The following is a 20,401-nucleotide window of genomic DNA, read 5'->3' as shown; positions in this document are numbered from 1 at the left end:
TTGCATCGATCCTCGATATGTCGACGGGGCGATCATGCACGCAAGTCGCGGCAGGATCACGACATTCTTGCGAATGATCCCCGTTCGGAATGTCACAAGGCGATGATCTTGCCGGGATTGAGGATGTTCTGCGGATCGAGCGCGCACTTGATCAGCCGCATGGTGGCGAGCGCAGCCGGGCTGTGCTCGATCGTGAGGTACTTCATCTTCTTCTGGCCGACGCCGTGTTCGCCGGTGCAGGTCCCCTCCATGGCGAGTGCCCGCTTGACCAGCCGGTCGATGAAGGCCTCGCAGCGCGCGATCTCGTCGGGATCGTTAAGATCGACCAGCGGCTGCGTATGGAAATTGCCGTCGCCGACATGCCCGACGATCGGCGCGATTAGCCCGGACGCCTCGATGTCACGCTTGGTCTCGTCGACACATTCTGCCAGCCGCGAGATCGGCACGCAGACATCGGTCGCGACGGATTCCGCACCCGGCCGCAGGGCGCGCGCCGCCCAATAGGCGTCATGCCGCGCCTGCCACAGCTTCGTGCGATCTTCCGGCCTCGTCGCCCAGTCGAACGCCCCGCCGCCGAACTCCGCCGCGATCTCGCCGAAGCGCTCGGCCTGCTCCTTCACGCCCTCCTCGGAGCCATGGAACTCGACGAACAGCATCGTCGTTTCCGGCAGCCCGAGCTTGGAGTGCAGGTTGACGCCACGCATCATCACGTCGTCGACCAGCTCGATCCGCGCCACCGGCAGGCCGGACTGGATCGTCATGATGGTCGCATCGCACGCCGCCTTCACCGAGGGGAACGAGCAGACGCCGGCCGACATCGCCTCGGGAATACCATGCAGCTTCAGCGTCACCTCGGTGATGATGCCGAGCGTGCCTTCCGAGCCGACCAGCAGGCGGGTGAGATCGTAGCCGGCCGAGGATTTGCGCGCGCGGCTCGCCGTCTTGACGATCGAGCCGTCGGCCATCACCGCGGTCAGGGCGATGACATTGTCCTTCATCGTGCCGTAGCGCACCGCGTTGGTGCCGGAGGCGCGCGTCGCCGCCATGCCGCCGATCGAGGCGTCGGCGCCCGGATCGATCGGGAAGAACAGACCCTGGTCGCGTAAATGCTCGTTCAGCTCCTTGCGGGTGATGCCGGGCTCGACGGTGCAGTCGAGGTCCTCGGCATGGACCGCGACGACCCGCTTCATCTGCGACATGTCGATGCAGACGCCGCCGAAGGGCGCGTTGACATGGCCCTCCAGCGAAGTGCCCGTGCCGAAGGCGATCGCCGGAACCCCATGCTGGGCGCAGAGCTTCACGATGGAAGCCACCTCCTCGGTGCTCTCAGGGTAGATGACAGCGTCCGGCGGCTGGTTCGGGATCCAGGTCAGGGTATGGCCGTGCTGCTGCCGGACCGCGAGACTGGTAACGAGCCGGTTGCCGAACAGCGCCGCCAGCGCCTGCGTCAGCGCCGCAATGGCCTGCGGCGATGGCGGCAGCTCTGCAGCAGGAGCATGGGGGGGCACGGAAGCTGTAGAAGGCATTGTCATGGCTGGAGAACTTCGCCTAGTCTGGAATGGTTCGGCCTTGAGAGGAGCGGCTCGTGTTGTTTTCACGCGCCGCGACCGAGCCGGCAAGAGCCGGCGGTGCAGAGCCGCCTACGCATCGACGAGAGACGGACCGAAAGGAGGAGCCAATGCCGGACGAAATTCGCACGCCCGCTTTGTTTTTTGCTCCCTTCGTCTCGTCCCCGATGCGGGTCGAGCCGCACTGGATCGACTATAACGGCCATCTCAACATGGCCTATTACCATGTTCTGTTCGACCGCGCAGTGGACGAGGTCTTCTCGCTGGTCGGCCTCAACCAGGACTATGTCGAGAGCCGGCATGCCTCGTTCTTCGCTGCCGAATGCCATGTGCTGTACAAGCGCGAGCTGACGGAAGGCGATCTCGTGCGCGTCACCGCGCAGCTCATCGCCTTCGACGACAAGCGGCTGCATTATTATCTCGAAATGCGCCATGCCAGCGAGGGCTGGCTCGCGGCGACCTCCGAGAACCTCTCTCTGCATGTCGACATGAACGATCGCAGGGTGACGCCCTTCCCACCCGACATCCTCGCCAATCTCGCGATCATGAAGGCGGCGCATGCGCAAATGCCGCGCCCGGCCACGGTCGGCCGGATGATCGGCATGCCGCAGAAGAGCACGATCACCCTCGGCGAACCGGCGCAGGAAGCGGAACGCGAGACGGAGACGCGGCACTAGCTCCGGAACCGGAGCTACTCGTCGTCGTCCGGTATCTTCAGCAGGTGGCCGCAGGCCTTGCAGTGCACTGCGTCTGGTTCATGACGCTGCAGGGCGCATTGCGGACAGGGGAAGGTCACCTTGTGCGGCCGGAACACCGCCTGCGCCAGCCGGACGAACAGCGAGATGCCGATGATCATCACCACGATCGAGGTCAGCTTGCCGGCGATGCCCGGCAGGGTGATGTCGCCGAAGCCGGTCGTCGTCACCGTCGTGACGGTGAAGTAGAGCGCATCGACATAGCCCTCCAGCCCGGGCCGGCTCATGAAGAAGAAGGTGTAGACGAAGCCGCTGACGACGAAGAGGAAGGTCGCGAGATTGACCAGCGCCTTGGCGACATCCTCCCAGTCGCGGTAGCGCGTTTCGCGCAATTGCGCCCAGATCAGGCCGCGCTGCGACAGCGACCACAGCCTCAAGATGCGCAGGAAGCCGAAATTCTCCAGCCATTGCGGCGCCAGCAGCGTCGCCAGGATGAAGAGGTCGAGCAGCATGGTCGGCTGGCGCAGCAGCCGCAGCATGTTTGACGAGGCGAGGAAGCGCGCCGCGATCTCGGCGGCGACGATGATGGCGACGGCATAGTCGAGCCAGAGGAATTCCGGCCGGTCGCGCAGCATCGGCGTCGCGACGAAGAAGCCGATGATCAGGATATCGACGATCAGCGTTGCAAGCTGGAAGCGTAGCGCCGCCGGCGTCCGGCCGTGGTAGAGCTGCCGGAGCCGGTCACGCAGCCCGGAACTGCCATTGCTGCTGTCATCTGGATCGGCGGCTGCACTCATCCGATCGGCGTAGCAGCGTCGCGGCGACGGCGTCCAGCCCCGGCCGCTTAGGCCGGCCTGATCGCGACCGCCTGCACGCTATAGCCGCCGAACAGCCGCGTGGTGCTGCCGGTGGTGCCGGCCTCAGCGCAAAGATCGGTCACGACCGCATCGAGATCTTTCCGCGGCGTGACATGGAACAGCGCCAGCCAGCGGTTCAGCAATGCCCTGAACGGCCCGGGCAGATGCGCCTGGTCGCCGAAATCGACGATGTGCAGCGCGCCGCCCGGCGCCACCACTTGCATCGCCTGCGCCAGCGCCTCGCGCCAGGGCGGGATCATCGAGAGCGCATAGGAGATCACCACCCGCTCGAAACCGGCGCGGCCGAACAGCGCCTGCGGGTTGAAACGGGTTGCATCGGCCTGCGCCAGGACGATGCGCTCGGACAGCCCCGCCTTCGCCACCTGCTCGCGAGCGGTGCGCAGCATCTCCTCCGAGACGTCGAGCCCGTAGCAGCGCGTCAGCGGATAGCGCTGCGCGATCTTGATCAGGTTCCTGCCGGTGCCGCAGCCGATCTCCAGCACCGCCCCGCCGGGCGGCGGCTTCAAGCCGGTGATCAACCCGTCGCGGCCGAGCAGATAGAACTTGCGGGTCGCATCGTAGATGTGCCGCTGAAAACGATACATCCGGTCCATCAGACCGGCGGCATCCGCGTTGGCCTCGGCCGCGCTCACGCAGCCGCTCCGCGGACATAGAGATGGAAGGCGCCGTAGATCGAGGAGCGGTCGCGCGCTCCGAGCGCGCGGCTGCGCTCCTCCTGATACTGCCATTGCGCCAGGATCGCCTCCGGCACGCGGCCGGGCAGCAGCCGCTCGTCGGCGGCGGTGCGGAAGATCACGCGGGCGCCGGGCGCGGCGCTGCGGGTGATCTGCGTCCACAGCGCCGTCAGATCGGCATCGTTCATCCAGTCCTGGGCATCGAGCAGCACGAAGCCGTTGCAGCTTTCGGCTGGCTGCTTCTCGAGGAAGGCGGTGATCGCGCTCTGATGGTAGGAGACGCGCCCGGCGCGCGCCTTCACCGTCTCGAAATTGCCCTGCTCCAGATAGGGCGGCACCGCCGCATCCGGCTCGGTTCCGTAACCGCGGCCGAAGGCCTGCCAGGCGAAGTAGTTGGTCTTCAGGTCGAAGCCGCAGGCCAGCCGCTCCAGCCGGTGGCGCAGGACGGCGCGGATGCCGGCATCGCCATCGGCGGCCAGTGCCTTGTATTGCGCCGGCGGGATGCCGAGCCCATAGAGCGAGGCCGGCTGGCGCACCAGCCAGCGCACGAGCTTTGTCTCGAAGACCGGCGCCAGATGCCGGTCGAACAGCGCCCGTTGCTGCTCCATCGTCTTGGCCTGCAGCATGACGCGCGGATCGCAGCCGAGCCGGCGGGCGAGGAAGTGCCCGGTGCCGATGAAGCGGCCGAGCAGGCCGTAGCGGTAGAAATTGCGGGCGAAGAGCTCGATCCGGCGCTGGCCGGCGAGGTTGCGCCCCTCCCAATAGGCGCGGCTGACGGCGTCGAGCCGCGGCGCGATCAGCCGGTCATAGGTCTCGACATTGGCCTTGGACTGCGCCTGCCCGAAGAAGCGGCGGAAGACCGCATGATCGTCGATTTCGCGCAGGGCCGCGAGCTTCAGATGCCCGAGCGCGATATGGGCGCCGTTGAGGTCGATCGCGCTGATCTTCGCCGGATCGGCGGTGAGATAGGACAGGATGTTGCAGGAGCCCGAGGCGATCGCGACGAGATGGTCGCCGGGCTGCAGCGCCAGTGCCTCCATGTCGACGACCGGATCCTCCCAGATCTGCGGGTAGACCAGCCCGGAGAAGGCGAGCGTGAACATCCGCTCCAGCAGGCCGGCGCGCGAGAGCGGCTTGCTGCGATGGACGGCGGTGGTCAGCCCGAGGTTCGTCGTGCGCTTCACCGCGCGGATCGTCTGCGTCACGAAGCCCCTCGTTTCCGCCCATGGCGATGGCGAGCCGCTGGAGCCGGATTTGATCAGGTCGGATCGACCTGATCTGTGAATCCGCCTCCAAATTGATCTGGAGACCGCTTTTCCCCGCCTGCTTGCGGTGCAAGCTGGCGGGAGCGGGCTCTAGAGGAGTCGCGTGACGGTTGGGTGACGCAGAGCGACGCGGGAGGAGAGCGCCGTCGCCATTGAACGCGAACGTGAAAGAGCTCGCGTTGCGCCCCCGTGACATCAGGAAGACAAATCCCCATATCTTGCGCGACAATCGAACAAGAGCGCACGGAAAGGAGCCTCGCATGGGCCTGATGGACATGTTCGCCAAAACGGGAAAGCCCGCAGAGCGTGAATTCCCCTTCCAGCTCAGCGACGCCGAATGGCGCGAGAAGCTGACGCCGGAGCAGTACCGGGTGCTGCGCGGCCACGGCACAGAGCGGGCCGGCTCCTGCGCGCTGAACTTCGAGAAGCGCGCCGGCACGTTTTCCTGCGTCGGCTGCGGCCAGCCCTTGTTCAAATCGCACAAGAAGTTCGAGAGCGGCACCGGCTGGCCGAGCTTCGACCAGCCACTCGAAGGCGCGGTCGAGGAGAGCGAGGACTACAGCTACGGCATGCACCGGGTCGAGGTGCATTGCGCCAATTGCGGCGGCCATCTCGGCCATGTCTTCCCCGACGGCCCGCCCCCGACCGGCCTGCGCTACTGCATCAACGGCGTGGCGATGGATTTTGCGCCGGAGGTCTGACGGACTGCCGACGGCGGCTCAGGCTTTCGTCGGCCCGCGCCCGTCGATCAGGTCGCGGACGCGGCGTGCGAAGACCTCCATCTCGAACGGCTTGGTCATGATGTGCATGCCCGGTTCGAGATGGCCGTGGTTGAGCACGGCGTTCTCGGCATAGCCGGTGACGAACAGCACCTCGAGATCCGGGCGGTGCATGCGCGCCGCGTCGGCGAGCTGGCGCCCGTTCATGCCGCGAGGCAGCCCGACATCGGTGACGAGCAGGTCGATCGGCTGCTTGGTCTCGAGGATCTTCAGCGCCGAGGGACCGTCGCCCGCTTCGATCACGGCATATCCCAGCTCTTCCAACTGCTCGACGCAGAGCATCCTCACCAACGGCTCGTCATCGACGACGAGCACGGTCTCGCCGCCGGCGACCGGCGCAGGATCAGCGAAATCCGACGCGGCTTCGCCGGCTTCGACGACCTCGCCCATATGGCGCGGAAGATAGATGCAGATCATCGTGCCTTTGCCGGGCTCCGAATAGATCCGCGCCGCGCCGCCGGATTGGCCGGCGAAGCCGTAGACCATCGACAGGCCGAGCCCGGTGCCCTGGCCGATCGGCTTGGTCGTGAAGAACGGGTCGAAGGCCCGTTCAACCACGTCCGGCGTCATGCCTGTGCCGGTATCGGAGACGCAGAGCGAGACATATTGCCCCGGCTTCAGGTCGCGCGCCTTTGCTGCCCGCTCGTCCATCCAGCGGTTGGAGGTCTCGATCGTCAGCTTGCCACCATCCGGCATGGCGTCGCGCGAATTGATGCTCAGATTGAGCAGCGCATTTTCGAGCTGGCCGGCATCGGCGAAGACCGTCCACAGGCCTGCGGCGCCCACGGCCTCGATCGCGATCGTCGGGCCGACGCTGCGTGCGATCAGGTCGAGCATGCCATTGACCAGCCCATTCACATCGACCGGCTTCGGGTCGAGCGTCTGGCGCCGCGAGAAGGCGAGCAGGCGCTCGGTCAGGCTGGCGGCGCGGCGCACGGCGCTCTTCGCGCCGGTGAGGAAGCGCTCGGTGTCGGCGATCCGGCCCTGTGCGATCCGCGCCTGCGCCATTTCCAGGCTGCCGCCGATGCCGGCCAGAATGTTGTTGAAGTCGTGGGCGATGCCCCCGGTGAGCTGGCCGACCGCCTCCATCTTCTGGCTCTGGCGCAAGGCCTCCTCGGTTTTCATCAACTCCGCCGAGCGCTTCTCGACTTCCTGCTCCAGCGTCGCGTTGAGCTCCGCGAGAGCGGTCTCGGCGCGGCGGCGGGCGGTGATGTCCTGGAAGATGACGGCGACCTGCTTGCGGCTCGGCGGCTCGATGCGGACCGCAGCCAGCTCGAGATAGCGGCCCGTCGCGACCAGCTCCTGCTGGAAGCGGATCGGCTCGCCGGTGCGCAGCACGGCGCCATAGCGCGCGACCCAGGCGTCCGCCTCGTCCGGCACCATTTCGCGCAGTTTCTGGCCGACGACATTGGAGATGCCGGCATGGCGCTCATAAGCGTCATTGGCCTGGATATGGACGTAGTCGCTGTCGGAACCGTGCGGCCCGTCAAAGAACTCGATGATGCAGAAGCCTTCGTCGATGGCGTCGAACAAGCCCTTGTACAGCGCCTCGCTCTCGCGCTGCGCCCGTTCCGCCAGGGTTCGCTCGGTGACATCGGCCCCCTCGATGAAGATCGCGTTGACCTTGCCATCGCTGTCGCGGAGCGGCTGGTAGACGAAATCGAGGAAGCGCTCCTGCGTCGGCCCGCCGGGCTCGGCCTGGATCACGAAGCGCGCGCCATTCGCGGTATAGGGCACGCCGGTGCGATAGACGTCGTCGAGGATGCCCACGACACCCTGCGCAACGGCGTCCGGCAGCGCCTCCGCCACGGTGCGGCCGACGACCTCGCGATCGCCGATCAATCTGAGATAGCTCGGATTGGCGAGATCGAAACGGTGTTCCGGCCCGCGCAGCAGCGCCATGAAGGTCGGCGCCTGCTCGAACATCTGCGTCAGAATGGGGGCGATGAGGCCGGCGTCGCTGTGCACGTCGATCGTTCCGCAAATGTCGGGACGGGAATGCTCCGACACGACAGAATGCGCGGCGGCGGCGGCTGGTTCCTTCGCACGCGGGCGCAATCGAGGAAAGATCGATCTGTCCGCCTCCGTCAGACCTCCGGCACCGCCCTTCTGGCCAGCGTCACCGCATCGACCGCCAGCGGCAGGTCGCCGAAATGCCCGGACCAGTGCCCGCCAAGCCGCGTCGCGACGAAGGCGTCCGCCACGGCATGCGGCGCATGGCGGATCAGCAGCGCACCCTGCAGCATCAGCGCCAGACGCTCGGTCAGCAGACGGGCCTGGCCTTCATGCCGGATGAGATCGTGGAGGTCATTGTCCAGCATCTGCAGCGCCGCGTCATAGCGCCGGTCCTGGCCGGAGACCGTGTGCAGTTCCGCTCGCAGCGCCTGCAGCGAGCCCGGCTCACGTTCCAGCGAGCGCAGCACGTCGAGGCAGATGACGTTGCCCGAGCCTTCCCAGACCGAGTTCAGCGGCGCCTCGCGATAATGCCGCGCCATCGGGTTCTCCTCGATGAAGCCGTTGCCGCCATGGCATTCCAGCGCCTCGACGACGACAGCCGGCGTGCGCTTCGCCACCCAGTACTTCGCCAGCGGCGCGCCGATACGCGCCAAGAGCTTCTCGCTTTCCGACCGCTCCTGCCGATCGACCGCGGCGAAGAGCCGGAAGGCGAGCCAGGCCGCCGCCTCCGCCTCGATGGCGAGATCGGCGAGAACGTTCTGCATGATCGGCTGGTCGATCAGCAGGCGCTGGAAGGCGGTGCGATGCTGGGCGTGATGGCCGGCGAGCATCACCGCCTGCCGCATCAGCCCGGCGGAGGCCGCGGCGATGTCGAGCCGCGTATTGTGGTTCATCGACAGGCCGGTGCGCAGCCCCCGGCCGGGGTCGCCGAGCATATGGCCGATGGCGCCGCGAAACTCGACCTCGCAGGAGGCGTTCGAGCGGTTGCCGCATTTGTCCTTGAGGCGCTGGATCGCGATGCCGTTGCGTGTCCCATCGGGCCGCCAGCCCGGTACGACGAAGCAGGAGATGCCCTCCTCGTTGCGCGCCAGCGTCAGGAAGACGTCGGAATGCGGCACCGAGAAGAACCATTTGCTGCCGTGCAGCGAATAGGTGCCGTCGCGATTGTCATAGGCGATGGTCTGGGTCTGGCGCAGATCCGAGCCGCCTTGCGTCTCGGTCATCGCCATGCCGACGGTCGCGCCTGCTTTGGCCTGAGCGGGCCCCTGAGTCTTGTCGTAGGTTTTCGAGGAGATCAGCCCGCCCCATTGCGCCCAGAGTGCTCGATCCTGCTTCAGCACCGGGATCGCCGAATAGGTCATCGAGATCGGGCAGCAGATGCCGCTCTCGCAACCATACCAGAGATATTGCAGCGCGGCCCGCGCCACCTGCGCGCCCGGCCCCGGCCGGTTCCAGGCCAGCGCATGCGTCTCCTGGCCGATGGCGCGGGCCATCAGCGCGTGCCAGGCCGGATGGAACTCGATCTGGTCGATACGGTTGCCGAAGCGGTCATGGCTGCGCAGTTCCGGCCCGTGCCGGTTGGCGAGCCGCGCCATCTCGATCGTCTCGGCGGCGCCGACCGTCCGGCCGGCCTCGTGCAGCCGCTCATCGGCCCAGCCGGCGTCGAAGGCCGCGATCGCCGCCCTCAGCACCGGATCGGCGGCATAGGCGTCGTAATCGGCCAGCGGCGGCACCTGGTTGGTGACCTGATGGGCCTGCCCCGGCGCTGATCCTGCTGACGGCATCGGTCGCTCCTGCGGCTTATCCTGTTCGCGGCTGCATCCTGATCCAGCAATCGCCCGCGCGACACCCTATATTGACCGTAGAACGAATCACGATCGAGCAGCGTCAACTTGTCAGACCACACCACCTCCGCCCCCCTGCCCCGCCCCGGCGGCCTCGCATCGCGCGCGGCCGCGCAACCGGCGGCTGGCTATCTGCAGGGGCTCAATCCGGAGCAGCGCCTGGCGGTCGAGGCGACCGACGGCCCCGTGCTGGTTCTGGCCGGCGCCGGCACCGGCAAGACCCGCGTCCTCACGACCCGCATCGCTCATCTGATCGCGACCGGCCGCGCCTATCCCTCGCAGATCCTCTCGGTGACCTTCACCAACAAGGCGGCGCGCGAGATGAAGGAGCGCGTCGCGAACCTCGTCGGCCCGGTCGCCGAGGGCATGCCCTGGCTTGGCACCTTCCACTCGATCTCGGCCAAGCTGCTGCGCCGTCATGCCGAGCTGGTCGACCTGCGCTCCGATTTCACCATCCTCGACACCGACGACCAGATCCGCCTGATGAAGCAGGTGATCCAGGCGGAGGGGATCGACGAGAAGCGCTGGCCCGGCCGGATGCTGGCCGGCTTCATCGATAGCTGGAAGAACCGAGGCCTCGCGCCCAAGGACGTGCCGCCGGGCGAAGCCGGCGTCTTCGCCAACGGCAAGGGCGGCAAGCTCTACGCCGCCTATCAGGACCGGCTCAAGACGCTGAACGCCGTCGATTTCGGCGATCTCCTGCTGCATTGCCTGACGCTGTTCCGCGAGCATCCGGAACTGCTGGCGAGCTATCACGAGCGCTTCCGCTACATCCTCGTCGACGAGTACCAGGATACCAACGTCGCCCAGTATCTCTGGCTGCGACTGCTGGCCCAGGGCCGGCGCAACATCGCCTGCGTCGGCGACGACGACCAGTCGATCTATGGCTGGCGCGGCGCCGAGGTCGACAACATCCTGCGCTTCGAGCACGACTTCCCAGGCGCGACCGTGGTCCGGCTGGAGCGCAACTACCGCTCGACCGGCCATATCCTCGCCACCGCCGCCAAGCTGATCGCCCGCAACGAGGGCCGCCTCGGCAAGACCCTGCGCACCGAGGACGAGGCCGGCGAGAAGGTCACCATCACCGGCGCCTGGGACAGCCAGGAGGAAGCGCGCCTGATCTCCGACGAGATCGAGGCGATGCAGTCCAAGGGCGAGAACCTTTCCGAGGTCGCGATCCTCGTCCGCATCTCAGCGCAGATGCGGGAGATGGAGGAGCGGCTGATCCATGTCGGCGTGCCCTATCGCGTCATCGGCGGCCCGCGCTTCTACGAGCGCGCCGAGATCCGCGACGCGATGGCCTATCTGCGCTGTGTCGTGAGCCCGACCGACGACCTCGCTTTCGAGCGCATCGTCAACGTGCCCAAGCGCGGCCTCGGCGACGCCACCATCCAGCTCCTGCACAACCATGCCCGCGCCACCGGCTTCTCGCTGATGCAGTCGGCCCGGGCGGTGGTCGAGACCGAGGAACTGAAGCCCAAGGCCCGCACCGCCCTGCGTGAGCTGGTCGAGGCCTTCGCCCGCTGGTCGGGGCGCGCCGAGAGCATGCAGCAGGGCGAGCTCGCCGAATTGGTGCTGGAGGAGAGCGGCTACACCGAGATGTGGCAGAAGGACCGCTCGGCCGACGCCGCCGGCCGGCTGGAGAACCTGAAGGAACTGGTCCGCTCGCTCGACGAGTTCCCCGATCTGCCGTCCTTCCTCGAGCACGTCTCGCTGGTGATGGACGCCGACAGCGGCGATGGCGGCGCCCGCGTCTCGATCATGACGCTGCACGCCGCCAAGGGGCTGGAATTCGACACCGTCTTCCTGCCCGGCTGGGAGGAAGGGTTGTTTCCGAACCAGCGCGCCCTCGACGAGAACGGCCGCGCCGGCCTCGAAGAGGAGCGCCGCCTCGCCCATGTGGGTCTGACCCGCGCCCGCAAGCGCCTCAAGCTCTATTTTGCCTCGAACCGCCGCATCCACGGCCTCTGGCAGTCGAGCTTGCCGTCGCGCTTCATCGACGAACTGCCTGAGGACCATGTCGAGGTCGTCCAGGCACCGACGGCCTACAGCCAGGGTGGCTACGGCGCCTCGCGCTTCGAGCGCATGGAAAGCTTCGGCTCCTCCTACCAGACGCCGGGCTGGCAGCGCGCCCAGGAGAACAAGGCGAAGTTCAATTCGGGCGGGGGCTTCTCCGACGCCGGCCAGCGCGGCTTCGGTTCAGGTCGCCAGCGCGGTCCGATGCTGATCGAGGGCGAGCTGACGGCGAAATCGACGGGAACTTCCGCCTACGATCCCGGCGCCCGCGTCTTCCACGTCAAGTTCGGCCCCGGCTCCGTCGCCAGCGTCGACGGCAACAAGCTGACGGTGGATTTCGACAAGGCGGGGCGGAAGATGGTGCTGGATAGTTTCGTGCAGAAGGCGGGGTAGATCCACAAAGCGTTAGAGATCGGGGACAAGCCAGCTATTTGCATTGAACAAAACAAGAACATTGTTAAGCTCGGCTGAATTTGAAGATATATGGATCGGGTCCGTCGCGAATCAGCAGGTCCCGATGCTCAACAACAGCAGCGACATCATTCGCCGCCTCGAACGCGAGGGCTGGGAATGCATGCGTGTCGCCGGCTCGCACCATGTCTTCAAAAAGCCGGGCGTCCGTGACACTATCGTCGTGCCGCATCCGAAGAAGACCCTCGGACCCGGTCTTGTGCTGAAGATCTACAAGCAGGCAGGCTGGCCGCGCGATTGAGATGACCTACTACGTCGCCATCATCGAGGACGCCGGTCCCGGCCACGCCGTCGGCGTCTGGTTTCCGGATCTGCCCGGCTGCTTCTCGGCCGGCGATACGCTGGACGAGGCCATGGCGAATGCGCCCGAGGCGCTCGCGCTCTGGATCGAGTCGATGGTCGAGGACGGCAAGACGGTCCCGCGCGCTCGCGCACCCAGTGAATTGAAGGCCGATCCCGAGACGGCAGCCGATATGGCGGCTCATGCCATAGCGCTCATTCCAGCACCGAGCATGGCCTTCCAGCCAGCGGCGGAATAGGCGCCAGAACCTCGCCGTCATGCTCGCCCTTGTGGCGAGCATCCACGTCTTGAACACCGCAACACCCGAACCAAGACATGGATGGTCGGGACAAGCCCGACCATGAGGGAACAGGCGGCATTCGGGGCGAGGGTTAACCTACCCCTCCTCCCGCTCCCGAAAGGCCCGCCGCGCTGCCGAGACCTCGGCATGATAGGTCTCCGCCCAGGTCCAGACGCCGCAGAAGGCTGCGCTGAGCTCGCGGCCGAGCTCGGTCAGCGTATAGTCGACATGCGGCGGGATCACCGGGTGGACGGTGCGCACCACCAGCCCGTCGCGCTCCATCTCGCGCAGCGTCTTGGTCAGCATCTTCTGGCTGATGCCGCCGACGATGCGCCCGCATTCGGTGAAGCGCAGCGTGCCGTGCTCCTCCAGGGCTTCCAGCACCAGCATCGTCCACTTGTCGGCGACCTGCGCGATCACCTGGCGCACCAGCGACTCCACCGCCTTCGAGACCGGCGGGATTTCCTCGCTGCGCTTGTGCATCGCCGCCATCGCCTCACGGATCGCATGCATTGCGACACTCTCCTTTTGGTGCGTATCGAACTTTCGGGAGCCTTCTTACCGTCGAAGAGTATCGACGCCAGCTGATGTGTCGCAACCAGGAAAGGGATTTGCGATGAACATCACCGGCAACACCATCCTCATCACCGGCGGCGGCTCCGGCATCGGCCGGGCACTGGCCGAGGCCCTGCACAAGGCCGGCAACCAGGTCGTCATCGCCGGCCGGCGCGAGCAGCTCCTCCATGAGGTGACCTCAGCCAATCCGGGCATGGAAGCGCTCCTGCTCGACATTCAGGACAAGGACGATGTCGCGGCCTTCGCCAGGCAGGCGGTCGAGAGCTTCCCGGCGCTCAACGTCGTCATCCATAATGCCGGCATCATGCGCAGCGAAAAGGTCGCGGCCGGCGACTTCCTCGCCACCGCCGAGGACACGATCGCGACCAATCTGCTCGGGCCGATCCGGCTCACCGCCGCCCTGCTGCCGCATCTGCTGAAGCATGAGCGGGCGGCGATCCTGACCGTCTCCTCCGGCCTCGCCTTCGTGCCGCTGGCGTCGACGCCGACCTACAGCGCGACGAAGGCTGCGATCCACTCCTGGTCGATGGCGCTGCGCGAGCAGCTCAAGGCGACCCCGGTCGAGGTCATCGAGATCGCTCCGCCCTACGTACAGACCGAACTGCTCGGCCCGCAGCAGGCGGTCGACCCCGCAGCGATGCCGCTGGCCGAGTTCACCAGCGAAGTGATGACGCTGCTCGAAAGTGCCCCAGCCTCCGGCGAGATCATCGTCGAGCGCTGCAAGCCGCTGCGCTTTGCCGCCGAGAACGGCCAGCTCGGCGCGATCTTCGCCCAGCTCGCCGCCCAGCACGGCTGAACGCCGGCCACCAACTGCCGGCGCAGGCGAAGCGATCCGGAGCCTCTTCGATGCTCCCCGATTGCTTCGCCGTTCGCCTCCCCCGCTACTCCGCCTCGTGGCAGCAGACACACAGCTTGTTGCCATCCGGATCGCGAAAATAGGCGCCATAATAGTTGGGATGGTAGTGCGGCCGCAGGCCGGGCGGGCCCTCGCAGCTTCCGCCGCGCGCCAGCGCGGTGGAATGGCAGCGATCGACGCTCGCGCGGTCACCGGCCAGAAGGGCGATCATCTGGCCATTGCCTGCACTCGCGGCCTCACCATCGAAGGGCGCCGACAGAAGGAAGAGTGGCCGGCCGCCGGCCTGCTGCTGCCAGGCGGCCCAGGGCTTCTCGCGATCGCAGAAACGCAGCTTATGGCCGAGCTCGGAAAACAGCGCCTCGTAGAAGGCGAAGGCCGGTTCGAACGCTTTGGTCCCGACGCTGACATGCGACAACATGGCTGACCTTCCCTAACGGCGAAAAAAGTCAGCTTAGGGGAGATCATGTCCCTGCCAAGCAGGTTGCGTCACGGTGCATGACATCGGCCTCGCCCCCTGCTAAGCCGCGCCAATGCGCGAAGGCCTCCTCCCCTCGACGGTCGCGACCGTCCTCGAACTCGAAACCAGCGGCGACAAGGCGCGTGCCTTGACCGAGCTCCTTGGCGAGGTCTTCGACCCCACGGAGACGGCCGTCTCCGCCTTCGAGGTCGAGAGCGGCGTCACCACCCTGTCGCTGAATGCGCCCTGGAAGGTCGAGATCTATTTCGCCACCCATCCGGACGAGGAGGCGGTGCGCGACATGCTCCGCCCCATCGTCGGCGACAGCATCGATGCGACGCCCTTCACCACGGTCAATCAGAAGGATTGGGTCGCGGCCAGCCTGGAGGGCCTGCAGCCGGTGCGCGCCGGCCGCGTCCTCGTCCATGGCTCGCATGACCGCGACGCGGTGAAGGTCAACGATGTCGCGATCGAGATCGCAGCGGCACTCGCCTTCGGCACCGGCCATCACGGCACCACCGCCGGCTGCCTGCTGGCGCTCGACGCCGAGCTGAAGAAGCGCCGGCCGCGCAACGCCATCGATGTCGGCACCGGCACCGGCATCCTGGCGCTGGCGCTCGCCAAGCAGGTCAAGCGCAAGGTCGTCGCTGGCGACATCGACGCGATCGCGATCGAGGTCTCGGCCCATAATGCGAGGGTCAACCACGCCCCGCAGGCGCTCGACCTTTATGTCGCGCCCGGCCTGCGCCATGCCAAGGCGGACCGGCCACGCCATTTCGACCTGATCTTCGCCAACATCCTCGCCGGCCCGCTGCGCAAGCTGGCGCCCACGATCGCCCGCGCTTTGTCCGACGACGGCACTGTGATCCTGTCGGGGCTGCTGGAGATGGACGTCGCCGGCGTGGTCTCGGCTTATCGCCATCAGGGGCTGGCGCTGGCCAGGCGCTCCTCGCGCGAGGGCTGGGCGACGCTGGTCATGAAAAGAGGCGGCGCAGCCCCCAGGCCGCGCCGCCTCTACTAGGCCCTACACTTCGAAGAGACGGCGGCTGGTTTCGCCGCCGTGACTGCTCAGAAGCCGAGGTGGCCGTACTTCTCTTCGGCCTGCGCCTGCATGGCGCGGGCGTCGTGCCAGACCGCGGCGGCGAACTTGGCGGCGTCGACGATCGAGTCATAGGCATGCTTGATCATGGCGATCATGGTCTTGGTTCCTTGGTTTGAGGCGCGCGGCGCGGTTCGCGGCCAGCGGCGCTTGACGGTCAGCGGTTGAAAGGCAGCTCGGCGTCGCTTGTCAGCGTCGTCGCCGGAAAGCCGCCGAGTACCAGCTCGCTCTCGCGCACCAGATAGCTATGGGCGCGCAGCTCGCGCATGGCAGAACGGCGGCGGCTCTCGATCATTGCCGCATAGAGGCGCTGCCAGAAGCCCTGGCCGGCGGTCTTGGTCTCCGTCGTCTCGGCGCGGGTCGCGGCCGGAAGGACGTCAGTGGAATTCAGCACATAGGTCATAGGGTCTCTCCTCGAGATCACGAAGGACAGTCCCGGTCGCTTCCTCGTTCTCTTATGCGACTAAAGTGGGCCGTCTTCGCACTTGCGAGAAGATATGTTCGCATATGCACAACATGCAAAAAACGCATGACGAAAAACGAAATCCGTTAACGAATGCGCAGATCGCATAACCAAACGGCAGATCGCTCAATTTGGAGTCAGTGCGAGCCTGCTGCGAAAGCAGGGGCGAAACGGCAGTTTTGCGCTGGCCTTTCACGCGCGAGGAGGCGAATGTGCCGTAAATCCCGCCTTGCCGAGCCAGACATGACCGATTCCCGCGCCGCCTGCCGCTTCCAGTCCTTCTCCGAACCGAGCGATCCGTCGCAGGTTGCCCCCCGGGTCGCGGCCCTGCGCACCGCTTTGGCGAAGCAGGGCCTCGACGGCTTCATCGTCCCGCGTGCCGACGAGCACCAGGGCGAGTACGTCCCCGCCCATATGGCGCGCCTCGCCTGGCTCACCGGCTTCACCGGCTCGGCCGGCAATGCCGTCGTGCTCGCAGAAAAGGCGGCGCTCATCGTCGACGGCCGCTACACCATCCAGTCCGCTGACCAGACCGACACGAATGTCGTGACCCCGACGAAGATGGAGGAGACCCCGCTCGACAAATGGGTCGAGTCCAACCTGCCGGCCGGCGGCAAGCTCGGCTACGATCCCTGGCTCCACACCGTCGACGGCGTCGCGAAACTGGAGAAGGCGGTCGCAGGCGCAGGCGGCACGCTGGTCGCGGTGACGCCGAACCCGATCGACGCGCTCTGGAGCGACCGCCCGGCCCCGCCGACCGCCCCGGTCAAGGCGCATCCGGCCGCCTATGCCGGCGAAAGTGCTGCCAGCAAGCTCGTCCGCATCCAGCAGGAGCTCGCCAAGGCCAAGGTCGACGCGCTCGTGCTGTCTGATCCGCACGCGCTGGCATGGGCCTTCAACATCCGCGGCGGCGATGTCGAGCACACGCCGTTGCCGCTCGGCTACGCGATCGTGCCGCGCGAGGGCCGTCCGACTGTCTTCCTGGCGCCGGAGAAGATCACCAACGAGGCCGGCGACGCCATCGGCGCGCTCGGCGAGATCGCCCCGCCGCAGGCGCTGGAACAGCAGCTCAGGGCGCTCGGCGCCGCCAAGGCGAAGGTGCGGCTCGATTCGAGCACGGCGGCGTCTGCCCTCGCCACGCTGATCCGGGATTCCGGCGGCACGGCGGACGCCGGCGCCGATCCGATCGCCCTGATGAAGGCGAAGAAGAACGAGGCGGAGCTGAACGGCAGCCGCCGGGCCCACCTGCGCGACGGCGCCGCCATCGTCCGCTTCCTGTCCTGGCTGGCGCGCGAAGCGCCCAAGGGCGGCCTGACCGAGATCGATGCCGTCGCGGCGCTCGAAGCCGAGCGGCTGAAGACCGGCGAACTGCGCGATGTCTCCTTCACCACCATCGCCGGCGCCGGCCCAAACGCGGCGCTGCCGCATTACCGCGTCACCGAATCGAGCAATCGCAGGATCGAGCCCGGCATCTTCCTGGTCGATTCCGGCGGTCAGTACGAGGACGGCACCACCGACATCACCCGCACGCTTGTCGTCGGGGAGCCGACGGCCGAGATGCGCGACCGCTACACCCGGGTGCTCAAGGGCCATCTCGCCATCTCGCGGGCCGTCTTCCCGAAGGGCACCTCGGGCGCTCAGCTCGACGCCTTCGCCCGCGCCCCGCTCTGGCAGGCCGGGCTCGATTTCGACCACGGCACCGGCCATGGCGTCGGCAGCTATCTCTCGGTGCATGAGGGGCCGCAGCGCCTCTCCAAGCTCGGCACCACCCCGCTCGAGCCGGGCATGATCCTCTCGAACGAGCCCGGCTACTACAAGGAAGGCGCCTACGGCATCCGCATCGAGAACCTGATCGTGGTCGAGGAGCGCCAGATCCCCGGAGCCGAGAGCACCATGTACGGCTTCGAGACGGTGACCTGGTGCCCCTACGAGCAGGCGCTGATCGACCTCTCGCTGCTCGACGAGGGCGAGATCGCCTGGATCAACGCCTATCACGCCCAGGTCTGGAGCAATCTCGCGCCGCTGGTCGAAGGCGAGGCGAAGGCCTGGCTGGAGCAGGCGTGTCTGCCGCTGTGAGGAGAGCCTCCTTCTCCCCTCGGGGGAGAAGGTCCGGCAGGGGAAGAGGGCGGCACGACCGGGCGAGAGGCTGATAGCTGGCCCTGCATGACGGGCCCTCATCCGTCAGCGCTTCGCGCTGCCACCTTCTCCCCCAAGGGGAGAAGGAAGGCCTTTCACCCCCACAAATCCGTCGAGAGATACTTCAATCCCGAGTCGCAGACGATGACGGCGACCGTCTTCCCAGCCTCGGCCCCACGCAGCAGCTGAACCGCCGCCGCGACATTCGCGCCGGCCGAGAACCCACCGAAGACCCCCTCGAACCGCGCCAGCAGCCGCGTCGTCTCGCGCGCGTCCTCGCCCGTCACCTGCAGATAGCCATCGACCGGCACGTCCCTGAGGAAGGCGAGATCGGCCATCGAATAGCCACCACCCTGGATCGGATGATCGGGCCTGGTCACTGCCTCGCCCGCCGCAGCCGCGGCCCCGGCCGGCTCGACCACATAGCAGCGCAGAGCCGGGCTGCGCTCCTTCAGCGCCCTGGTCACGCCGGCATAGCTGCCGCCCGAGCCGATGAAGTCGACGAAGGCGTCGATCGTCCCGCCGCTCTGCTCCCAGAGCTCCGGCCCGGTCGTGCGGTAATGCGCCAGCCAGTTGCCGTCGCGATGGAACTGGTCGGCACGGAAGGCGCCGCGTTCCCTCGTGATCCGTTTCGCCTCGCGGTCGACGAGTTCGAGGTCGCCGCCCGAGACCTGCCCCGGCACCGAGCCGGGAAGCTGGTCGACCAGCACGACCTCGGCCCCGAGCGCCCGCATCATCCGGGCGCGCTCCTCCGAATTGCCCTTCGACATCACGGCGATGAAGGGATAGCCCCTGATCCCGCAGACGATGGCGAGCCCGGTGCCCATATTGCCGGAGGTCAGCTCGACCACGGTCTGGCCGGGCTGCAGCGCGCCTGACGCTTCCGCCTCCTCGATGATGCCGAGCGCGGCCCGGTCCTTCTTCGAGAAGCCGGGATTGAGGTAGTCGAGCTTGGCGAGGATGGTGCCGCTGACGCCGAGATGCCGCGTCAGCCGGTCGAGCCGGACCAGCGGCGTGTCGCCGATCGCCTCGACCACGGAATCCATCACAGGGCGCATGCGTGTCCTCCCGGTCGGCTTCAGGCCACCATGCGCAAGGCAACCACGGTCGCGACGCCGACGGCAACCACGCCGAGCAGCGGCAACCGCATCGCTGCCAGCCCACACACCAATGCCGCCACCGTCTCGGGCCAGCCGGTCGCCAGCGCGCTCGGCGCGATCACGGCGATCAGCACGGCCGGCGGGATCGCGTCGAAGGCGGCCTGGGCTCTGGGCGAGAGATCGAGCCGGCCAACGAGGGCAAGGCCCGCGATGCGGGTGAGATAGGTCACCAGAGCCATGCCGAGGAAGGCAGCGAGATTGATCGGATCGAGGCTCATTCGGCCGGGCTTTCGACGGGTGTCTCGGCGAGGTCGCCGGCGGCGATCCAGGCGGCGGCGAGACCGCAGAGCGCGCCCGCCAGCACATGCCAGGGCGGCCCGGCGAGCTTGTAGGCGAGCGCCGAGGCGATGCCCGCTGCCGCAACTGTCCAGGCGGTGACGCGCCCCTTCCAGAAGGCTGCGGTCAGCGCGATGAACAGCGCAGTGAAAGCAAAGTCGGCGCCATAGCGCTTGGGGTCGCCGAGCGCTGCGCCGATGATCGCGCCGGTGGTCGAGGTCGTCAGCCAGCCGAGCACGAAGGGCACGATCATGCCGAACCAGTAGGCGGGCGTGACTGGATGGCTGCGCGCCCGCTTCTCGGCCAGTGCCCAGTTCTCGTCGGCCATGTAGTAGAGCCCGCCGAAGAGCTGCGCGGTCGAGAAGCCCTTGAGCTTCGGCGCGATCGAGGCGCTCATCAGGATATGGCGGGCATTGATCAGCGCGGTCGAGAACACCAGCGCGACGATCGGCGCCGGATGCGTCCAGAGCTCCACCGCGGCGAACTGCGCCCCGCCGGCGAAGACGAGCACGCTCATCAGGAAGACCTCGAACGGCGACAGGCCCTTGCCAGCGGCGAGCGCGCCGAAAAGCAGGCCGATCGGCACCGCCGCCAGCGCAGCCGGCCAGATGTCGTTGAGCCCTGCACGGGCTTCGTCTTTCCAACTCATGC

General features: G+C 67.1%; 21 protein-coding genes. 8 read left to right on the top strand and 13 right to left on the bottom strand.

All coding sequences use genetic code 11. The features are described from left to right. Nucleotides 1-92: 92 nt before the first annotated feature. Nucleotides 93-1,532 (bottom strand): FAD-binding oxidoreductase, encoded by a 1,440-nt coding sequence (locus tag V7S63_RS10465; protein WP_336530158.1) that lies wholly within the window; start codon nt 1,530-1,532, stop codon nt 93-95. A gap of 146 nt (nt 1,533-1,678) precedes the next feature. Between V7S63_RS10465 and V7S63_RS10460 the strand changes: the two genes are divergently transcribed. Beyond that, nucleotides 1,679-2,245, top strand: a complete 567-nt coding sequence (locus tag V7S63_RS10460; protein ID WP_091840537.1) for a thioesterase family protein — start codon at nt 1,679-1,681, stop codon at nt 2,243-2,245. 14 nt (nt 2,246-2,259) lie between these two features. Here V7S63_RS10460 and V7S63_RS10455 read toward each other — a convergent pair whose 3' ends face one another. The 3 genes from V7S63_RS10455 to V7S63_RS10445 are packed head-to-tail and all read right to left on the bottom strand — an operon-like array spanning nt 2,260 to nt 5,020. Continuing rightward, on the bottom strand, nt 2,260-3,060 hold the full coding sequence (locus tag V7S63_RS10455; RefSeq protein WP_336530157.1) for an ion channel: 801 nt from the start codon (nt 3,058-3,060) through the stop codon (nt 2,260-2,262). 47 nt (nt 3,061-3,107) lie between these two features. Then, nucleotides 3,108-3,773: a class I SAM-dependent methyltransferase gene (locus V7S63_RS10450; RefSeq protein ID WP_442896446.1), complete on the bottom strand. Its 666-nt coding sequence runs from the start codon at nt 3,771-3,773 to the stop codon at nt 3,108-3,110. Beyond that, on the bottom strand, nt 3,770-5,020 hold the full coding sequence (locus tag V7S63_RS10445; protein ID WP_336530156.1) for a BtaA family protein: 1,251 nt from the start codon (nt 5,018-5,020) through the stop codon (nt 3,770-3,772). Before V7S63_RS10445 ends, V7S63_RS10450 begins: the two co-directional genes overlap by 4 nt. A gap of 329 nt (nt 5,021-5,349) precedes the next feature. On the opposite strand from V7S63_RS10445, the gene msrB reads away from it, so the two are divergent. Next, nucleotides 5,350-5,781, top strand: a complete 432-nt coding sequence (gene msrB / locus V7S63_RS10440; protein WP_244543987.1) for a peptide-methionine (R)-S-oxide reductase MsrB — start codon at nt 5,350-5,352, stop codon at nt 5,779-5,781. Between the two features lie 18 nt (nt 5,782-5,799). Here msrB and V7S63_RS10435 read toward each other — a convergent pair whose 3' ends face one another. Then, nucleotides 5,800-7,827, bottom strand: a complete 2,028-nt coding sequence (locus V7S63_RS10435; protein WP_336530155.1) for a PAS domain-containing protein — start codon at nt 7,825-7,827, stop codon at nt 5,800-5,802. Between the two features lie 119 nt (nt 7,828-7,946). After that, nucleotides 7,947-9,599: an acyl-CoA dehydrogenase family protein gene (locus tag V7S63_RS10430; RefSeq protein ID WP_100958845.1), complete on the bottom strand. Its 1,653-nt coding sequence runs from the start codon at nt 9,597-9,599 to the stop codon at nt 7,947-7,949. A gap of 108 nt (nt 9,600-9,707) precedes the next feature. On the opposite strand from V7S63_RS10430, the gene V7S63_RS10425 reads away from it, so the two are divergent. The 3 genes from V7S63_RS10425 (at nt 9,708) to V7S63_RS10415 (ending at nt 12,685) form a co-directional block, all read left to right on the top strand. Continuing rightward, nucleotides 9,708-12,068 (top strand): UvrD-helicase domain-containing protein, encoded by a 2,361-nt coding sequence (locus V7S63_RS10425; protein WP_442896445.1) that lies wholly within the window; start codon nt 9,708-9,710, stop codon nt 12,066-12,068. A 124-nt stretch (nt 12,069-12,192) separates the two neighbouring features. After that, nucleotides 12,193-12,387 carry a type II toxin-antitoxin system HicA family toxin gene (locus tag V7S63_RS10420; RefSeq protein ID WP_336530154.1) on the top strand — a complete coding sequence of 65 codons (195 nt, stop codon included), beginning with the start codon at nt 12,193-12,195 and terminating at the stop codon, nt 12,385-12,387. 1 nt (nt 12,388) lies between these two features. Beyond that, nucleotides 12,389-12,685, top strand: a complete 297-nt coding sequence (locus tag V7S63_RS10415) for a type II toxin-antitoxin system HicB family antitoxin (protein ID WP_336530153.1) — start codon at nt 12,389-12,391, stop codon at nt 12,683-12,685. A gap of 138 nt (nt 12,686-12,823) precedes the next feature. Here V7S63_RS10415 and V7S63_RS10410 read toward each other — a convergent pair whose 3' ends face one another. Next, nucleotides 12,824-13,219, bottom strand: coding sequence for a winged helix-turn-helix transcriptional regulator (locus V7S63_RS10410; RefSeq protein WP_244543479.1), 396 nt, complete (start codon nt 13,217-13,219; stop codon nt 12,824-12,826). A gap of 124 nt (nt 13,220-13,343) precedes the next feature. Here V7S63_RS10410 and V7S63_RS10405 point away from each other — a divergent pair, with 124 nt between their 5' ends. Continuing rightward, nucleotides 13,344-14,099 carry an SDR family oxidoreductase gene (locus V7S63_RS10405; RefSeq protein WP_336530152.1) on the top strand — a complete coding sequence of 252 codons (756 nt, stop codon included), beginning with the start codon at nt 13,344-13,346 and terminating at the stop codon, nt 14,097-14,099. 85 nt (nt 14,100-14,184) lie between these two features. Here the strand turns inward: V7S63_RS10405 and V7S63_RS10400 are convergent, their stop codons facing one another. After that, entirely contained in the window at nt 14,185-14,577 is a 393-nt protein-coding gene (locus V7S63_RS10400; RefSeq protein WP_336530151.1) for a VOC family protein, read from the bottom strand. 112 nt (nt 14,578-14,689) lie between these two features. Between V7S63_RS10400 and V7S63_RS10395 the strand changes: the two genes are divergently transcribed. Then, a complete protein-coding gene (locus tag V7S63_RS10395) occupies nt 14,690-15,637 on the top strand; it encodes a 50S ribosomal protein L11 methyltransferase (protein WP_091840506.1) in 948 nt (315 codons plus the stop codon). Nucleotides 15,638-15,684: 47 nt separating this feature from the next. On the opposite strand, the gene V7S63_RS10390 is transcribed toward V7S63_RS10395, so the two are convergent. Both V7S63_RS10390 and V7S63_RS10385 read right to left on the bottom strand, forming a co-directional pair. Continuing rightward, nucleotides 15,685-15,813 (bottom strand): hypothetical protein, encoded by a 129-nt coding sequence (locus V7S63_RS10390; protein WP_280141490.1) that lies wholly within the window; start codon nt 15,811-15,813, stop codon nt 15,685-15,687. 59 nt (nt 15,814-15,872) lie between these two features. After that, on the bottom strand, nt 15,873-16,118 hold the full coding sequence (locus tag V7S63_RS10385; RefSeq protein ID WP_091840503.1) for a hypothetical protein: 246 nt from the start codon (nt 16,116-16,118) through the stop codon (nt 15,873-15,875). A 303-nt stretch (nt 16,119-16,421) separates the two neighbouring features. Between V7S63_RS10385 and V7S63_RS10380 the strand changes: the two genes are divergently transcribed. Further along, nucleotides 16,422-18,254, top strand: a complete 1,833-nt coding sequence (locus tag V7S63_RS10380; protein WP_336530150.1) for an aminopeptidase P family protein — start codon at nt 16,422-16,424, stop codon at nt 18,252-18,254. 155 nt (nt 18,255-18,409) lie between these two features. On the opposite strand, the gene V7S63_RS10375 is transcribed toward V7S63_RS10380, so the two are convergent. The 3 genes from V7S63_RS10375 to V7S63_RS10365 are packed head-to-tail and all read right to left on the bottom strand — an operon-like array spanning nt 18,410 to nt 20,399. Continuing rightward, a complete protein-coding gene (locus tag V7S63_RS10375; RefSeq protein WP_336530149.1) occupies nt 18,410-19,372 on the bottom strand; it encodes a PLP-dependent cysteine synthase family protein in 963 nt (320 codons plus the stop codon). Between the two features lie 20 nt (nt 19,373-19,392). After that, complete coding sequence (locus V7S63_RS10370; protein ID WP_100958837.1) at nt 19,393-19,692, bottom strand: AzlD family protein; 300 nt, start codon at nt 19,690-19,692, stop codon at nt 19,393-19,395. Beyond that, nucleotides 19,689-20,399, bottom strand: a complete 711-nt coding sequence (locus V7S63_RS10365; protein WP_336530148.1) for an AzlC family ABC transporter permease — start codon at nt 20,397-20,399, stop codon at nt 19,689-19,691. Before V7S63_RS10365 ends, V7S63_RS10370 begins: the two co-directional genes overlap by 4 nt. Between the last annotated feature and the right edge of the window lie 2 nt (nt 20,400-20,401).

Source organism: Allobosea sp. CCNWLY174 (assembly GCF_037120455.1).
Taxonomy (GTDB): Bacteria; Pseudomonadota; Alphaproteobacteria; order Rhizobiales; family Beijerinckiaceae; genus Allobosea; species Allobosea lupini.
The sequence above is the reverse complement of the archived record's forward strand: the minus strand, read 5'-3'. Positions and strand labels throughout refer to the sequence as shown.

What these genes read in the sequence shown, in the direction of transcription:
- V7S63_RS10465 (WP_336530158.1), bottom strand. Translation starts at nt 1,532, where the DNA reads ATGACAATGCCTTCTACAGCTTCCGTGCCCCCCCATGCTCCTGCTGCA.
- V7S63_RS10460 (WP_091840537.1), top strand. Translation starts at nt 1,679, where the DNA reads ATGCCGGACGAAATTCGCACGCCCGCTTTGTTTTTTGCTCCCTTCGTC.
- V7S63_RS10455 (WP_336530157.1), bottom strand. Translation starts at nt 3,060, where the DNA reads ATGAGTGCAGCCGCCGATCCAGATGACAGCAGCAATGGCAGTTCCGGG.
- msrB (WP_244543987.1), top strand. Translation starts at nt 5,350, where the DNA reads ATGGACATGTTCGCCAAAACGGGAAAGCCCGCAGAGCGTGAATTCCCC.
- V7S63_RS10430 (WP_100958845.1), bottom strand. Translation starts at nt 9,599, where the DNA reads ATGCCGTCAGCAGGATCAGCGCCGGGGCAGGCCCATCAGGTCACCAAC.
- V7S63_RS10420 (WP_336530154.1), top strand. Translation starts at nt 12,193, where the DNA reads ATGCTCAACAACAGCAGCGACATCATTCGCCGCCTCGAACGCGAGGGC.
- V7S63_RS10415 (WP_336530153.1), top strand. Translation starts at nt 12,389, where the DNA reads ATGACCTACTACGTCGCCATCATCGAGGACGCCGGTCCCGGCCACGCC.
- V7S63_RS10410 (WP_244543479.1), bottom strand. Translation starts at nt 13,219, where the DNA reads ATGGCGGCGATGCACAAGCGCAGCGAGGAAATCCCGCCGGTCTCGAAG.
- V7S63_RS10405 (WP_336530152.1), top strand. Translation starts at nt 13,344, where the DNA reads ATGAACATCACCGGCAACACCATCCTCATCACCGGCGGCGGCTCCGGC.
- V7S63_RS10400 (WP_336530151.1), bottom strand. Translation starts at nt 14,577, where the DNA reads ATGTTGTCGCATGTCAGCGTCGGGACCAAAGCGTTCGAACCGGCCTTC.
- V7S63_RS10395 (WP_091840506.1), top strand. Translation starts at nt 14,690, where the DNA reads ATGCGCGAAGGCCTCCTCCCCTCGACGGTCGCGACCGTCCTCGAACTC.
- V7S63_RS10390 (WP_280141490.1), bottom strand. Translation starts at nt 15,813, where the DNA reads ATGATCGCCATGATCAAGCATGCCTATGACTCGATCGTCGACGCCGCC.
- V7S63_RS10385 (WP_091840503.1), bottom strand. Translation starts at nt 16,118, where the DNA reads ATGACCTATGTGCTGAATTCCACTGACGTCCTTCCGGCCGCGACCCGC.
- V7S63_RS10380 (WP_336530150.1), top strand. Translation starts at nt 16,422, where the DNA reads ATGACCGATTCCCGCGCCGCCTGCCGCTTCCAGTCCTTCTCCGAACCG.
- V7S63_RS10375 (WP_336530149.1), bottom strand. Translation starts at nt 19,372, where the DNA reads ATGCGCCCTGTGATGGATTCCGTGGTCGAGGCGATCGGCGACACGCCG.
- V7S63_RS10370 (WP_100958837.1), bottom strand. Translation starts at nt 19,692, where the DNA reads ATGAGCCTCGATCCGATCAATCTCGCTGCCTTCCTCGGCATGGCTCTG.
- V7S63_RS10365 (WP_336530148.1), bottom strand. Translation starts at nt 20,399, where the DNA reads ATGAGTTGGAAAGACGAAGCCCGTGCAGGGCTCAACGACATCTGGCCG.